15 protein-coding genes and 1 pseudogene are annotated in these 14,425 nt (G+C 67.6%); 2 read left to right on the top strand and 14 right to left on the bottom strand.

Translation table 11 applies throughout. The annotated features are described in order from the left end of the window. From ID132_RS13785 to rarD, 11 genes and pseudogenes are all read right to left on the bottom strand, one after another. Positions 1-189, bottom strand: a 189-nt coding sequence (locus ID132_RS13785; protein WP_235988364.1) for an ATP-binding cassette domain-containing protein, incomplete at its 3' end; no start/stop codon positions are given. A 27-nt stretch (positions 190-216) separates the two neighbouring features. Continuing rightward, entirely contained in the window at positions 217-1,230 is a 1,014-nt protein-coding gene (locus tag ID132_RS06810; RefSeq protein ID WP_193128193.1) for a phosphate/phosphite/phosphonate ABC transporter substrate-binding protein, read from the bottom strand. Between the two features lie 8 nt (positions 1,231-1,238). Next, on the bottom strand, positions 1,239-1,937 hold the full coding sequence (locus ID132_RS06805; protein WP_193128192.1) for an HAD family hydrolase: 699 nt from the start codon (positions 1,935-1,937) through the stop codon (positions 1,239-1,241). 51 nt (positions 1,938-1,988) lie between these two features. Next, positions 1,989-2,636 carry an amino acid deaminase gene (locus tag ID132_RS06800; protein WP_193128191.1) on the bottom strand — a complete coding sequence of 216 codons (648 nt, stop codon included), beginning with the start codon at positions 2,634-2,636 and terminating at the stop codon, positions 1,989-1,991. Continuing rightward, entirely contained in the window at positions 2,633-3,166 is a 534-nt protein-coding gene (locus ID132_RS15220) for an ABC transporter ATP-binding protein (RefSeq protein WP_413229355.1), read from the bottom strand. The genes ID132_RS06800 and ID132_RS15220 overlap by 4 nt, the downstream gene beginning before the upstream one ends. Before the next feature lie 84 nt (positions 3,167-3,250). Further along, positions 3,251-3,708, bottom strand: a pseudogene (locus ID132_RS15215) (ABC transporter ATP-binding protein); the annotation flags it as partial. Further along, on the bottom strand, positions 3,701-4,552 hold the full coding sequence (locus ID132_RS06790; protein ID WP_193128190.1) for an ABC transporter permease: 852 nt from the start codon (positions 4,550-4,552) through the stop codon (positions 3,701-3,703). The pseudogene ID132_RS15215 and the gene ID132_RS06790, both read right to left, overlap by 8 nt. After that, entirely contained in the window at positions 4,549-5,385 is an 837-nt protein-coding gene (locus tag ID132_RS06785; protein ID WP_193128189.1) for an ABC transporter permease, read from the bottom strand. The genes ID132_RS06790 and ID132_RS06785 overlap by 4 nt, the downstream gene beginning before the upstream one ends. Before the next feature lie 125 nt (positions 5,386-5,510). Then, positions 5,511-6,581: an ABC transporter substrate-binding protein gene (locus tag ID132_RS06780; protein WP_193128239.1), complete on the bottom strand. Its 1,071-nt coding sequence runs from the start codon at positions 6,579-6,581 to the stop codon at positions 5,511-5,513. A gap of 725 nt (positions 6,582-7,306) precedes the next feature. Next, the gene (locus tag ID132_RS14375) at positions 7,307-7,432 is read right to left on the bottom strand and encodes a hypothetical protein (RefSeq protein ID WP_268898508.1); all 126 of its coding nucleotides are present in this window, start codon (positions 7,430-7,432) and stop codon (positions 7,307-7,309) included. Further along, complete coding sequence (rarD, locus tag ID132_RS06765) at positions 7,407-8,492, bottom strand: EamA family transporter RarD (RefSeq protein ID WP_193128186.1); 1,086 nt, start codon at positions 8,490-8,492, stop codon at positions 7,407-7,409. Before rarD ends, ID132_RS14375 begins: the two co-directional genes overlap by 26 nt. A gap of 103 nt (positions 8,493-8,595) precedes the next feature. On the opposite strand from rarD, the gene ID132_RS06760 reads away from it, so the two are divergent. After that, the gene (locus tag ID132_RS06760; RefSeq protein WP_235988372.1) at positions 8,596-9,495 is read left to right on the top strand and encodes a LysR family transcriptional regulator; all 900 of its coding nucleotides are present in this window, start codon (positions 8,596-8,598) and stop codon (positions 9,493-9,495) included. Between the two features lie 14 nt (positions 9,496-9,509). Here ID132_RS06760 and ID132_RS06755 read toward each other — a convergent pair whose 3' ends face one another. Next, positions 9,510-10,523, bottom strand: coding sequence for an MDR family oxidoreductase (locus ID132_RS06755; protein WP_193128184.1), 1,014 nt, complete (start codon positions 10,521-10,523; stop codon positions 9,510-9,512). Positions 10,524-10,688: 165 nt separating this feature from the next. On the opposite strand from ID132_RS06755, the gene ID132_RS06750 reads away from it, so the two are divergent. Further along, positions 10,689-11,768, top strand: coding sequence for an NADH:flavin oxidoreductase/NADH oxidase (locus ID132_RS06750; protein WP_193128183.1), 1,080 nt, complete (start codon positions 10,689-10,691; stop codon positions 11,766-11,768). Positions 11,769-11,923: 155 nt separating this feature from the next. Here the strand turns inward: ID132_RS06750 and ID132_RS06745 are convergent, their stop codons facing one another. Continuing rightward, on the bottom strand, positions 11,924-13,120 hold the full coding sequence (locus tag ID132_RS06745; protein WP_193128182.1) for an aromatic amino acid lyase: 1,197 nt from the start codon (positions 13,118-13,120) through the stop codon (positions 11,924-11,926). Between the two features lie 9 nt (positions 13,121-13,129). After that, the gene (locus ID132_RS06740) at positions 13,130-14,167 is read right to left on the bottom strand and encodes a hypothetical protein (protein ID WP_193128181.1); all 1,038 of its coding nucleotides are present in this window, start codon (positions 14,165-14,167) and stop codon (positions 13,130-13,132) included. Between the last annotated feature and the right edge of the window lie 258 nt (positions 14,168-14,425).

Raw genomic sequence — 14,425 nt, 5'->3', positions numbered from 1 at the left:
CAGCGTCGACTTGCCCGAGCCCGAAAGGCCGACGATCGACACCATTTCGCCCGGCTCCACCCGCAGCGACACGTCGCGCAGCGCGCGGGTGCCGTTCGGATAGGTGACCGAGACCTGGTCGAGTTCTACGTGCCACGACGTGGAGGCCGGGGCGAGCCCGGCCTCCACGCGGCCTGCATCAGTGTGCATGCGGATGTGCCCTAAGGGAGTTGGTGATTAGTTCTGGAACTTCGCGAGGATCTCGCCGTAGCGGTCGATCTGCTCCTGCTGGGTGTCAGCGGTCCAGTCCGACAGGCCCACGAGGTTGAACATGACGTCGGCCGCCTCGTCCGAGGAGTCGGCGTACTCGTCCATCGCGGAGGTGAGCTGCTCGACGAGGTCGTCGGGCAGCGACTGCGAGACGGCGACGCCGCCGTTCGGGATCTGCTCGGTGTAGCCGAACGCGACGACCTTCTCCGAGACGTCCGGCGCCTCCTCGAGCACGGTCGAGCGGGCGTCCCAGAAGCCGAAGCTCACCTCGGCGTCGTCGTTGTAGACCGAGAGCACCGCGTTGTTGTTGCCCTCAACGGGCACCTGCTGGATGCCGTTGTCGGTGTCGATGCCCGCGTCCTGCATCGCGACGATCGGGTACTGGTAGCCGGCGGGCGAGGTGGCGGCCTGGAGGGCGACCTTCGTGCCGTCGTCGATCTTCTTCAGCGCGTCGAGGCCGAGGGGGCCCTGCCCGGTCGCGTTGGCGCCGGCCTCTTCGATGCCGTTGCAGTACGACATCTCGACATCGCTGGCGGCGTAGGTCGCCATGACGGGCTCGTCGTCGCAGTACTTGTCGGGGTTGTTCGTGTAGGCCACCGACGAGTACGAGGTGGCGCCGAAGCGCACGTCGCGCAGGATGAGCTTCGCGTCGTACTGGTTGATCGCGTTGTAGAGCGAGCCGGCGTCGGTGATGACGACCTGGGCCTGGTCGGCGCCGAGCGCCTCCACCGTGGCGGCGTAGTCGGTGGCAACGACGCCGTTCACCTCGATGCCGAGCTGGTCCGAGAGGTAGGTGGTGAGCGGGTCGAGCGCCTCGGCGAGGTCTTCACCCTCGGTCGAGGGCACGAGCGAGATGGTGATCGACTCGGGCCATTCGCTCGAGCCGGAGGTGGCCGACGCGTCGGAGTCGCCGGCGGCACAGCCGGTGAGGGTGAGGGCGGCCACGGCGAGGAGGCTGGTGGCGGCAAGGGACTTGCGCATGCTCGGAGTTACCTTTCGATGCTGGTAGTGGGGTGGGGTGACGCGGGAGAGCTGGCCGCGGTTGCGGACCAGGCGAGAATGTCGGGCACGAGTTCGGCGAGCGTGCGGCCGCGCAGCGTGGGCTGGGCGGTCGAGCTCGCGGCGGTCGCGCCGACAAGAGCGGTGGTGGCGCCGAGCGCGGCGGCCGGGGCGAGGTCAAACTCGAAGATGTCGCCGATCGACAGCACCGGGCCAGCCTCGAGGGCGGCGCGGATGATCGGCTCGAGCCCGGCGGGCTTGCCCACGGTGAAGTGGCGCTCGGCGAACGATTCGGCGAGGCCCCAGGTCTCGAGGGCGCGGTCAATGCCATCGGCGGGTGCGTTCGTCGCGAGAACGAGGCGGATGCTCGGATCGAGTCGAGCGACGAGCTCGGCGAGGCCCTTGGCCGGGGCGACGGGTGCCTCGTCGGTGCCGAGCTGGGTGCGGCTGTGCTGGTAGGCGCGGCTCAGGGTGGCCTCGTCGACCCCGTCGGCGCGGGCGAGCGAACCGACGACGTCGTAGCCATCGCGATACGCCGAGCCGCCCGCGTTGTAGTCGGCGAGGTCGGTCGCGACCCGCTCGAGGTACGCCGCACTCGCCGACTCCGCGGCCACGCGGGCGTAGGCCCACACGGGGCCGTCGCCGACGGCAACGGTGCCGTCGAAGTCGAAGATGATGGTTGCGGTCACGGGCGCTCCTCGGTTGTGGACGTTGCGTCCAAGAGTGCGCCGTGTTGTGGACTAAAGGTCTACATCTAGGTGAACAGCGGGTGACGTTTTGGACGAATCGTCCGCGTTCCAGCGATATCGCGGATGTTCCACGAAGTCGGCGAGCACCGAGCGCGAGTCCCGGGTGAGAGGAAAAGCGCTGATGAGGCGAAAACCGTCGCCCCCATCGATGCCGTAGATGAGGGCGGTGTTGGACGCTTCGTCCGCGCCGAGGAGCACGACGCGGGCCGTCGCGGAGCCGAGCCGGACGTCGGCGGTGCCTCGCGCATCTGCCGGGGGAGCGAGCAGCGAGGGGCGGATGGCCGCGGTCACGCGCTCAAGCAGCGTGCCCGGGCCGTCGAGGTGGAACGCCTCGGCGGGCAGGCCGAGGGCCAGCGCGAGGTGGCCGTCGAGCCAGCGGTCGCGCTTGTAGCCATACGGCGTGGGCTCGTCAGAGAACCAGTAGCCGTAAACGTGGAGCAGTCCGGCGTTGCCGACGGGGTACGCCGCCTCGATGCCTGCGGCTTCGTGCAGGCGGTCGAACAGCTTACGGTCGAGCACCGGTTCGCCCGTGTTCTCGTCGATGACCGTCGAGCGGCCCCACTGCGTAAAGCGGCCGACCGCGGCATCCTCGCCGATGTCGGCGAGCGCCCGCGGCAACCACTCGGTGCGATCCATCACGCGGCCTCCACGGCGACCGCGTCGCCGAGGTAGTTCAGCTTCGCGCGGTCGTCGCCGACGAACTGTTGCGCCGGGCCGTGCTGCACCGTCACGAGGTCGCCGCCGTCGAGGCGCACGACGGTGCGGCGATGCGCGCCGAGGAAGCCGCTCGACACGACGGTGACCGGCACGCCGTGCTCGGCGTCGGCCGCGTCGAGCCGCAGTTGCTCGGGGCGAACGAACGCCGTCACGGCGTCGCCCTCCTGCGCATCCGAGCCTGGCAGCACGTCGAGCGAAGTGCCCGGCAAGCGCACCTCGCCGCCGAGATAGGTGCCGGGAATTCGGTTCGAGTCGCCGACGAAGCTCGCGACGAACGGGGTGGCCGGGCGGCAGTAGAGCTCCTCGGGCGTGCCGAGCTGCTCGATCACGCCGGCGCGCATGACCGCGATGCGGTCAGCGACGGCGAGCGCCTCCTCCTGATCGTGCGTCACGAAAATCGTCGTAATGCCGAGCTCGGTCTGGATCGCCTTAATCTCGTCGCGCAGGCGCACGCGCACCTTCGCGTCGAGCGCCGAGAGCGGTTCGTCCAGCAACAAGGCGCGCGGCCGGGTGACCAGGGCGCGGGCGAGCGCGACTCGCTGCTGCTGGCCGCCCGAAAGCTGGTGGGCGAAGCGCTCCTTCGTCGCNCGAGGCCGACGAGCTCGAGCGCCTCGTCGACGCGACGGGCGCGCTCGGCCTTGCCGACCCGGCGCATCTCGAGCCCGAAGCTCACGTTCTGTGCCACGGTCATGTGGGGGAACAGGGAGTACGCCTGGAACACGACCGACATGTCGCGGTGGTTCACCGGAACGGGCGCGACGTCGTCGTCGCCGACGAGGATGCGCCCGCCCGAAACCTGCTCGAGGCCGGCGAGGCAGCGCAGCATCGTCGTCTTGCCGCAGCCAGACGGACCGAGCAGTGCCACAAACTCGCCGGGGCGCACATCGAGGTCGATGCCGTGCAGCACGGTGGTGTCGCCGTACGCCTTCGTCACGCCGTCAAAGACGATTGGCGTGCCGCGCTCGGCGCGCACGGTGGTGGCGATGTCAGCCATTTGCGGCGACCTCCTTCTGCTTACGCCGGCGCTCGCCCCGAGGACGAATCGAGGCGAATACGAACAGTAGAACAAATACGACGATGAGCGAGCACAGCGAGGTGATCACGGCGGCCCAGGGGTCGCTGCGCGAGACGTCGAGCAGGGCGACCTGCAGCGTCACGCGGTTGAGCAGCGACGAGACCGTGAACTCGCCGAGCACGACCGCGGCCGTGATGAGCGTCGCGCTCGTGAGGCCGCGGCGAATGCCCGGCACGATGATGCGCCAGAGCACCGTGAACCAGCTCGCCCCGAGCGTGCGCGCGGCCTCGGTGAGCGTGCGCGCATCCATGCCCTGCAACTCGGCGACGATGGCGCGGTAGGCGAACGGCAGCACGAGCACGCCGTAGGCGAGCGCGAGCGTCCAGATCTCGCCGCCAAGCACCTGCACGATGACGCGGTAGAGCGGGGCGAGGCCGACGACGAGCACGATCGCGGGGATCGCGATGGGCATGATCGTGAGGAACTCGAAGGCGCGCGCGAGCCGCGGGAACCGCAGGTGCACGAGCACGATGGTCGGCAGGAACAGCACCCACACGATGAGGATCGTGATGAGCGCGAGCAGCAGCGAATTCGTCACGCCCTTCCAAAGGTTGCGGTATGAGCGCGCGTTCTCGGGGTCGACTAACGCCTGCCAGTGTTGGAAGCTATAGCCCGCGTCGCCGCGCAGTGTGAACTCGAGCATCGCGAGCAGCGGAATAAGAAACAGGCCGCAGATGACGACGAAGATCGTGATGCGCAGCCAGGCAGGGGCCCGCCCGGAGACGGTCGCGGCGGGCTGTCGACGCTTCGTATCGCGGCTCATCGCTGCCACCTCGCGGCTCGGCGCTGCAGCAGCGAGTAGGCGGCCATGACGACGACCATGACGACGATCATGCCGAGCGCGAGGGCGCCGGCGGTGTTGGCGCGCGAGGCCCCCGTCTCGGCGATGAGGGCGCCGCGAATCTGCAGCGGCACGATCTGCGCACCCTGGCTGATGAGCGCCGCCGCGGTCGCGTACGACGAGAACGCGTTCGCGAACAGCAGCAGCAGCGAGCCGAGGAACGACGGCGCGAGGACCGGGCCGGCGATGCGCCGCCAGTAGGTGAACGACGAGCCGCCGAGCGTCGCGGCCGCCTCGGCCCACTCTCGGCGCAGCCCCTCCATGGCGGGCAGGAAGACGATGACCATGAGCGGCACCTGGAAGTAGAGATAGGGGAGGATGAGCCCGGGCAGCTGGTAGAGCCAGACGCCGTCGGCGTAGACATCGATGCCGAGCGAGTCGCGCAGCAGCACCGTCACGAGGCCCTGGATGCCGATGGTCGCGATGAACGCGAACGCGAGCATGACGCCGCCGAACTGCGCAAGCACGCTCGACGCGGCGTCGATGATGCGGCGCAGCACGCCGCCGGGCTTCAAGCCGGTGAGGGCGACACAGAGCAGCGCGCCGAGCACGGCGCCGATGATCGCGGTGAGGCCGCTCACCCAGATGGAACTCCAGAACGAGCCGAGCACGACGGGGTCGCCGAGGTGTGCGAGGTTCTCGAGGGTGAAAGTACCGTCGGCGTCGACGAAACCGGTGGCAATCGCGAGCACCGTGGGCACGGCGAGAAACACGAGCACGTAGAGCGCGAACGGGGTGAGTCCGAGCCACTTCATGGCATCACCTCTGACGGTCGAAAGCGGATGGGGAAGAGCGTCGCGCGGGGACGCGCGGGAGGCGACGAAGCCGCAGGGTGCCGAATATCGAGCACGCTGCGGCTTCGTGGCAGGGGGAGCGCTAGCTAATGACCTTCGGCCATTCGGTCGAGAGCAGCTCGTTGGCGGCCTCGGTCTCCTCGGTCGTCGCGGTCACCTGCTCCTCGGGCAGACCACNCGGCGGCTTCGAGCGCGTCGGCGTCGACGGTTCCGGCTTCATCCATGGCGGCGAGGCGCACGGGGAAGGCGCCGGCCTCGAGGTAGAGGTTCTGTACCTCGTCCGAGAAGATCCACTCCATCCACAGGCGCGCGGCGGCCGGGTGCGGAGCATCCACGTTGATCGCCTCGTTGTAGTACGACACGTAGGCGGTGCCGGGCAGCACCGCGTTCTCCCAGCTCGGGGTCTCGGCCTGCTGGCCGATGTTGTTGAACGACCAGTCGATCACGACCGGGGTCTCGCCCTGCGCGATGGTCGCGGGGGTCGGGTCGACGGTGAGGAAGTTGCCCGCGTCGTTGAGCTCCTGGAAAAAGTCGACGCCGGTCTGGAAGTCGTCGAGCGAGCCGCCCTGCTGAACGGTCGCCATGCCGACGCCCGCGAACGCCGCGCCAGCCTCGGTCGGGTTGCCGTTGAGCGCGACCGAGCCGGCGTACTCCGAGCCGAGCAGGTCATCGAGCGAGGTAGGCGCCGAGAACTGGTCCGAGTCGTAGCCGATCGACATGACACCGGTGTAGTTGTTCACCCACAGGCCGGTCTCTTCCTTGTTCTCGGCCGGGATGTCGTCCCAGGTCTGCACCTGGTACGGGGCGAAGTAATCGGTGCTCTCGAGCGCAACCGCGGTGCCGAGGTCGAACACATCGGGGGCGGTGTCCTGGCCCTTGAGGTTGTCGGCGGCCTGGATCTCTTCGGCGCTCGACACGTCGGGCGACGTCGAGTTCACGGTGATGCCGTACTTGTCTTCGAACCCCTGGATGATCGCGCCGTAGTTCGCCCAGGTCTCGGGCAGCGCGATGACGTTGAGTTCGCCCTCGGCCTGGGCCGCGGCGACGAGCTCGTCGAAGCTGCCGAAGTCCTCGGCGCTCGTGGCGGCCGCGGCATCAACGCCGTTTGCGGCGGTGCCGGCGGAGTCGCCGCCGCTGCACGCGGTGAGGCCGAACATGGCGACGAGGGCGGCCGCCGAGGCCGCAACGAAGGGACGTCGTTTCACGATGGTTCCTATTCTGCTAGGGAGGGATCCGTGCCTCGTCGACCGACGTCGGCCGCTGGCACCTGCGCGACCGTACGGCGGCTCTTCGACCGAACGGGCCCCTTTAAGTGACGCCGAGCTGACCTTCCGGTGAACGCTCGGCGGTTCGATGCCGTTCGGTAACCCCCGCGTCGACTCTGCGCCACCGAGCCTGCGTAGCCTCGCACGCATGTCACTTGAGCAGAACTTGCGCGACTCCGCGCCCGCGATTGCACCGCTCGGCGAGGACGCCGAAAACTACTGGTTTCTCGCGGATCTCTACGACCGCATCCTCACCGGAGACCTGCTCGACCCCGAGGACGCGCAGGAGCTGCTCACCGAGTACCTCGAGGACGAGGACGACGACGAGCTGCCGGAGGAGCTGGTCTCGGCGCTCGAGGCCGACGAGGATGCGCTGACGCTCGAGCTCGTGCGCGTGATCTGGCAGGCCGCGGCCGAAGAGGCTGGTGCCTGGGTCGACGACCACACCGACACCGACCGCTTCTTCGANCGCGCTCGACGAACTCGAAGACGAAGACATCGACGCGGGCGTCTTCACCGACCACGCGTCGGTGCCCGCGCGTCCGGGTCAGCGCGGCACCGTCGTGCTGTGGGTCAACGCGTGGGAGGACCTTGACGCTGACGAGCCGAGCGACACGCTACTCAGCGTCACGGGTGCCGACGCGGGCATCACCGACGAGGTCGCGGCCGCGCTGCGGCACGCCGGCCTCACCGTCGTCGACGTGGCCACCGAGACCGTTACCGTGCGGATGCAGTGGCGTCATCACGTTGAGTCGTGGGACGAGGCGTCCGGAACCTCGGGCGCCCAGTAGCCCGCGCGCGAGGTCGGCGCCGGCGCCCGGCCTCGCGTCGACCCGACTTTGGCAGACCATCGAGACAGAGCAGCAGGATCGCGAGCGCGATCGCGCCGTAGGTGAGCGCATCGGCGAACGTGAGCCATTCGCCGAGCAGCACGACCGAGACGACGACCAACAGCGTCGGCTCGAGGTAGCTCAGCATGCCGAACAGGCTCATCGGCAGCGCCCGCTGTGCGAGCGAGTAGGTCGCAAAGCCGATTGCCGTGAGCACGCCGAGCAGGGCGATCGCGGCCCAGTTCATCGGCGTCGCGGCCACGGCGGCAAGCGAGTGCGGCTGGAGCACGAAGACCGCCACGATCGGCAGCAGCGTTGTCATCTCGAGCGCGAGGGCGGCGGGCGAGTCGAGGTGGAAGCGGCGACGGAGCACGAAGTAGGCCGGGTAGCCGAACGTGACTGCGAAGGTGGCCCACGAGATGCTCGCGCCGGTCGCGAGCGCGACGGTGACGCCGACGACGGCGAGGCTGACGGCTGCGATGCCGAAGCGGCTGAGGCGCTCGCGGTAGAGCACGACGCCGAGCGCGACGAGCATGAGTGGCAGCAGGAAGTAGCCCATCGACACGGCGAGCGCGTTGCCGCTCATGGGGCCCCACGCGAATAGCCAGGTCTGCGTGCCGAAGAGCAGGCCGTCGGCGACGAGCACGAGCGCGAGGGTCGGGCGGCGACGGATGCGGCCGAGGATGCGCCGCAGCTCGGGCCACTGACGAAGCAGGGTGAGGATGACCGCGAGGAACGGCAGCGCGGCGACGATGCGCCAGCCGAAGACGGCCGAGGCGTCGAGGCCGTCAAGCATGCTCGGGATGCCGAAGAGTGCGGCGAACGCGACCGAGGCGACGACCGAGGTGAGGATGCCGCGGGCGTTCGCGGTGCGCGCGGGCGACGTCGCGGCCGGCTGGGCGGCGACGTCGGCGTTCGGGCGCTGGGGGAGCACCTGGATTGCGCCGGTGGTGGGCATCACGAGATCGTTCACATCCACCACGCTAGGATGGGTGACCTATAAGCAAAAGCTGCAATACTTGCAAGAAAATGTCTTGTTTTACTTTACAATCAATTGAGGGTGTCGCGTGAGTGAGATGAAGCGGTTGCGGATGCTGCTCGAGCTCGACCGGCTCGGTACGGTTTCGGCCGTCGCGAAGCTGCTTTCGTACAGCACCTCGGCGGTGTCGCAGCAGCTCGCGCAGCTCGAACGCGACTTTGACGCCGCGCTGCTCGAGCCCGACGGCCGCCGGGTGCGGCTCACGGCGCAGGGGCAGGTGCTGCTCGGCCACGCGCGCCGCGTGCTGCGCGAGTGGGAGGGCGCGCACTCGGCGGTGACGACCTCGCAGGATGAGGTGCGCGGCACGCTCTCGCTCGCAGCGTTTCAGAGCGCGTGCCTGACGATGGTGCCCGAGCTCGTACGCGAGCTGCGGGAGCAGCATCCCCTGGCCGACGTCAGCGTCGTGCAGGCCGATGCCGACGTGTCGCGCGATCGAGTCGTGTCACGCGAGTTCGACCTCGCGATCGTCGAGCGCTACTCGGGACAGTCGTTCCCGCGGCGTGACGACATCGTTGAGACGGTGCTGTTCGATGACCGCATGCTGCTCGTCGTGCCCGAGGGGCTTGAGCGTGACGTTGCGGGGCCGCGCGACGTCGCGGATCTTGACTGGGTCATGGAACTGCCCGGCACACCGACGCGCGACTGGGCGATGTCGCTGTGCCGCCGCGCGGGCTTCGAGCCGCGCATCCGTTTCGAGAGCTCCGACATGCTCGTTCACCAAAACCTCGCTCGCGAGGGCGTCGCGGTGGGGTTCCTCCCCGCGCTCATCCCGTCGCGCCTACTCAGCGGCACGCGGTTCGTCGACCTCGGGCCGGCCGAGTCGCGCACGGTCTACACGGTGTCGCGGCGCAGCCTGCAGTCGACGCCGCTCATGATGGCCGTGCTCGGGCTGCTCGCTCGGCGTCCCGAGGCGGCCGTCCACGAGCCAGCGATGTAGGCGTAGTCCCTTGGTTAGGCGAGTTTCACGACGGTACGGCCTCGCACCCGCCCGGCGAGGATTTCGTCGGCGATGTCGAAGGCACCCTCGAGCGTCGTCTCCTCGGTGAGCGAGTCGAGCAGCTCGAAAGGCAGGTCGCTCGCGAGGCGATCCCACGCCTGTTGCCGGAGGGTGCGCGACGCGGTGACCGAGTTGATGCCCGCCAGCGAAACGCCGCGCAGGATGAACGGCAACACGGTCGTCGGAAGATCGGTGCCCGCGGCAAGGCCACAGGCGGTGACGGTGCCGTTGTCGAAGGTCTGCGAGAGCAGGTTTGCGAGCACGGTCGAGCCGACGCAGTCGACTGCGCCGGCCCAGCGGCGCTGCTGCAGTGGCGCGCCGGATTCGACGAACTCGGCCCGGTCGAGCACCTCCGCGGCGCCGAGTGATGCAAGGAAGTCGCCCTGCACCTGGGCGCGGCCGGTGATCGCCGCCACTTCGTAGCCGAGCTTCGCGAGAATCGCGACGGCGATCGAACCGACGCCGCCCGAGGCGCCGGTGACCGCGACCGGCCCCGAATCGCGTGTGACGCCCGCGCGTTCGAGTGCGAGGACCGAGAGCATCGCGGTGAAGCCAGCAGTTCCGATCGCGGCCGCGCGCTTCGCGCTGAGGGACTGGGGGCGGCGCACAAGCGCGTCGCCGTTCACGCGGGCCCGTTCACTGAGCCCGCCATGCTTCGTTTCGCCGATGCCGTCGCCGGTGAGGATCACCTCGTCGCCCGGCTGGAACGCGAGATCCGCCGACGAGACGACCCGGCCGACGAGGTCGATGCCGGGGATGAGCGGGGACGCCTTGACGATGCCGGGGCGGCCGGCTATCGCCATGCCGTCCTTGTAATTGATGTCGGAGTACTCGACCTCGATATCGATCGGCCGCTCACCGCCCGAAGCAGTGAGGAAGTCATCGTCGAGCTCGCGCAGCTTGGCGGCGTGTTCGGTGATGCGACCTCGGTCGGTGGTCTGTTCAATGACGATGGCGCGAAAGCTCACGTGCAGCTCCTTTGGTGGCGATGGAGTTCAGGATAGGGCGGGGCGTTGCGCGTCGACTGACCGCCGGCGGAATAAAACCAAGCGACAGCCGTTGGCTTCGGGGCGTGGCATTTCACGTCAAGGCGCCCGGGCACGCCGAAGCAATCCTCGACATTCAGGAGCACGATGACCCACAAGTTGTTCGAGCCGCTCACGCTGCGCGGCGTGACCTTCCGCAACCGCATCTGGGCGCCGCCGATGTGTCAGTACGTCGTTGAACAGCACGACGGCGTGCCGACCCCGTGGCATCTCGTGCACCTCGGGCAGTTCGCGATCGGCGGCGCCGGCGCAATCATCGTCGAGGCGACGGGTGTCGTGCCCGAGGGGCGCATCTCGCCTCGCGACCTCGGCCTGTGGAACGACGAACAGCGCGACGCGTTCACCCCGATCGTGGACTTCGTGCACTCGCAGGGGGCCAAGATCGGCATCCAGCTCGCCCACGCCGGGCGCAAGGCGAGCACCTACGGCGAGTACGACGCCGAGGGCAAGAGCGGCTCGCTCTCGACGGAGGACGGTGCTTGGGTGACCGTCGCCCCCTCGACGATCGCTTTCGACGGGCTCGACACCCCGGAGGCGCTCGACGAAGCCGGCCTGGCCGAGGTGAAGGCCGCGTTCGTCGCCGCAGCCAACCGTGCGCTCGACGCTGGCTTCGACTTCCTCGAACTCCACGCCGCCCACGGCTACCTGCTCCACTCGTTCATTTCACCGCTGAGCAACCAGCGCACCGATGAGTACGGCGGTTCGCTCGAGAACCGAGCGCGCCTACTGCTCGAAATCGTCGACGCCGTGCGCGCCGAGATCGCCGACACCGTGCCACTGTTCGTGCGCCTCTCGGCCACGGACTGGACCGAGGGCGGCGTCACCATCGACGAGACGGTGCAGCTCTCAAGCTGGCTTAAGGAGCACGGAGTCGATTTCATTGACGTGTCGACCGGCGGCAACGTGCTCGCCGAGATCCCCGTCGGCCCCGGCTACCAGACGCCGTTCGCGAGCCGCGTGCGCGCCGAGGCGGGCATCCCGACCGGGGCCGTCGGGCTCATCAACGACCCGCTGCAGGCCGAGCACGTGCTCGTCACGGGGCAGGCCGACGTCGTGCTCATCGGCCGTGAGCTGCTGCGCAACCCGCGCCTGCCGATCCAGGCGCAGGAGGCGCTGCGCTTCGACGCCGGACTCGTGCCCGGGCCGTATCGACGCGCGCACCGCTAACCGGAATGCACCGCATCGCCTCGGTTACGCTAGGCCACCACACCGGGCCCGGCGCGGCCGAGGGATGCGCGCCGTTTGCGAGCACCAGCTCGCGGTCGTGAAACCGCGTCGCCGACACGAACACGTATGAGCCAAGTCGGGGATGACCCGGCTGATTACTGCCTGAGATAGGGGAGCAGGTTCTTTGAGTCGGTGAGATGCGCAATGTCGGATAGGACGGGTGAATCGATGTTTCCTTCCCCCAAAGCAGCGGGCGAAGCGTGCTCCGCAAGGTCGAGGAGTCGCTCGAACCGTGAGAGCGAAGTTGCGAGTTGCCGCGCTGTCGCCAAGCTGAGATCCCCGACGTCCTCGACACCTTCGGACTCCGTGAGCGCGAACTCGGTCGGCAGCGCCGTTAGCCCGATGTCGCGCACGAGGGCTTGGGCGATCTTCGCGGGCTGAACGCGCGCATCGGGTGAATCGGCGTCGTTGGCGGTGGCGTAGCGAATGGCAGCGCGCACGTACGCCGCTAGTGCTCCGATCGCCTGGATTGCCTCTGTCAGGGCACCGGTGAGGGTGAAGTCGAGGAAGCTGGACTGGCTCCGGGCGGCGAACTCGCCGTCGTTTGCGAAGAAGAGCGGGTTGCCGCTAGCGCGGGAGAGGCGGTCACGCAGCCCGCGAAGCGCGCCACAGAGTGCCACGTCGACGAAGTTCGTCACTGGATTGAGGTCACGGAGAGTAACCGGCAGTTGCACGCCGGTCGGGATGGGGATCATCGCTGTCGTGGCGCGAATCAGAGCGAGCGCGCGCTTGCTCAATCGATCGAAGCAGTCAACAACGATGAGGGCGGCCGCTGTGGAGACGAAGCTGCCGCTGATGAGCGCGATTAGGTCCCCTCGGTGCGCGAGGCGAACAGAATACCGGGTGCACAGCGCCTCCACGAACCACGCTCCGGATACGACATCGCCGCTGCTGTAGCTCGCGGTCCAGTTCCCGATCCACTGCTGGCCACCTTGAGCGGCGGTCTGTGCCGCGCCTATCAACGCGCGGTGTGTGTCGGGGTGCAGCCCGGATTGTCCATGAGCGAGCTGGGAGAGCTTTGTTGCGAGCAGGAGCCGCCCCCACGAGTGGGGGAACGCGTGGGTAGGCCCGACGAGGTGAGCCTGGAGAAGCCGCTGCTGGTCATTTACTGTGGCAGGTACAGCGTCGAGGTGGCCGAGTAGCGTCGTGAATCCGTATATCGGCGGGGTGGGGTCAGTGGAGAGCAGAACATCGATCCGTGACCGATCGATGGTACTTCGAGTGATCGCCTCATCGCGAAAGCCGGCGTCGATTAGACCGGAGATGGTTCTGCCGAGTTCATTTGCGGACATGGCCCTGTCCTATCTTCTTCTTGCAAGGGTCGCCGCGAGGATCAACGTGATGAGAATGGATGCGCCGAGCAGAAGGTCGGAGTCGCCTGACCGTAGCACGGTGAAAAATCCAACGTCTCCCCCGGGAGCGCCCGAAACCTCGCCGGAGTACGCCGTTGATATTAGGGAGAGCGTCGTATCGATGATGACGAAGAAACCGAGGACGAGAAGAGTTGCTTGAATTGCTGCCTGATGGCGTGAGTCGACTCGCGCTCCCAAGTTCCTTACCTGGTGCGCGACATCTCTATTTCTCTCGAGAAGCCTGCTGACGAACCGTTCATATCTCCATGCGTCAAGAAGGGAGTCGGCCACAAGTCTGCGCAGCCCTTGGACGTTCTGGATCAGGTCATCGAGCAGAAGCTGGTGTGAACTGACCCTGATTTCGATGTCGGCTGACTCTGAAGCGAGGCTCCGGACGGCTCCACGCGTCGGCTTCTTCTGACAGGCGATCGCGCGTTCAAATGCATGCTCGTTCCTCCTGACGAGCCTCGCCGCATCCTGCCAGATGTGCTGCGCATCAATGATGCCGCGGACGAACTCATGACGCCTGGGCTGCGGAATGGCGTTCCAGCCACGGACCAGTCCGTTCCCCCACCCCATCTCGGCGGTAGTGGTAACCGCTTCCGCGATTGCCGCGTCGCCAGAAAACTCGATGGTTGTCCGATCCGCGGCCATCCAGTGTGGAAGGTCGTCTTCGCCGACATCAAGCAGGGCATAGCGTGCGACCCACGGAAGTTCGCTCTCGCCGAACGAGGAAACAGAGCTGATGTAGTCGAGTGCGAATGTACTCAGCTCGGTTTCGAGCGTCTCGATTTCCACTCCATCCGAGACGCCTCCGGTCACCTCGAGTGCGAAGTAGCGTCGGGCCGCGACATCACAGTGTGCCGCGGCGTCGATTCGGAAGCGCGACGTCCCGACGGTCAGTTCTTCCGGATGGTCGGTCCACTCTTGGGCGAGCAGCCGGGTCGACGTCGAAGTGCGCGCTTTCAACGTGCCGGGTTCACTCATCGAGCGAGCAGGTTCGACGGCCGATTCGCGGTTGACAGGGACGACGAGTAGGAATCGCAACGGGCTGCTCCTCAGCAACTGAAGTATGTGCGGCCACTGAATCTGCTTACGCAGAGGTTATGTGAGGTGTTCATACCTACGGTCACGGTGGCTCCTCGATGTCAATATTGCCGGTGGTCCATCATCTCTCGTTTCTGAGCTTGGATCGACACTAAAGTTATGAGGTTCTCTTTGGTAGTGGGCCGCCCCCGTTGTTAG

Origin of the sequence: Gulosibacter sediminis (assembly GCF_014904065.1) — a bacterium.
Lineage (GTDB): Bacteria > Actinomycetota > Actinomycetes > Actinomycetales > Microbacteriaceae > Gulosibacter > Gulosibacter sediminis.
The sequence above is the reverse complement of the archived record's forward strand: the minus strand, read 5'-3'. Positions and strand labels throughout refer to the sequence as shown.

What these genes read in the sequence shown, in the direction of transcription:
- ID132_RS06810 (WP_193128193.1), bottom strand. Translation starts at nt 1,230, where the DNA reads ATGCGCAAGTCCCTTGCCGCCACCAGCCTCCTCGCCGTGGCCGCCCTC.
- ID132_RS06790 (WP_193128190.1), bottom strand. Translation starts at nt 4,552, where the DNA reads ATGAGCCGCGATACGAAGCGTCGACAGCCCGCCGCGACCGTCTCCGGG.
- ID132_RS06785 (WP_193128189.1), bottom strand. Translation starts at nt 5,385, where the DNA reads ATGAAGTGGCTCGGACTCACCCCGTTCGCGCTCTACGTGCTCGTGTTT.
- ID132_RS14375 (WP_268898508.1), bottom strand. Translation starts at nt 7,432, where the DNA reads ATGACGCCACTGCATCCGCACGGTAACGGTCTCGGTGGCCACGTCGAC.
- ID132_RS06760 (WP_235988372.1), top strand. Translation starts at nt 8,596, where the DNA reads ATGAAGCGGTTGCGGATGCTGCTCGAGCTCGACCGGCTCGGTACGGTT.
- ID132_RS06750 (WP_193128183.1), top strand. Translation starts at nt 10,689, where the DNA reads ATGACCCACAAGTTGTTCGAGCCGCTCACGCTGCGCGGCGTGACCTTC.
- ID132_RS06745 (WP_193128182.1), bottom strand. Translation starts at nt 13,120, where the DNA reads ATGTCCGCAAATGAACTCGGCAGAACCATCTCCGGTCTAATCGACGCC.
- ID132_RS06740 (WP_193128181.1), bottom strand. Translation starts at nt 14,167, where the DNA reads ATGAGTGAACCCGGCACGTTGAAAGCGCGCACTTCGACGTCGACCCGG.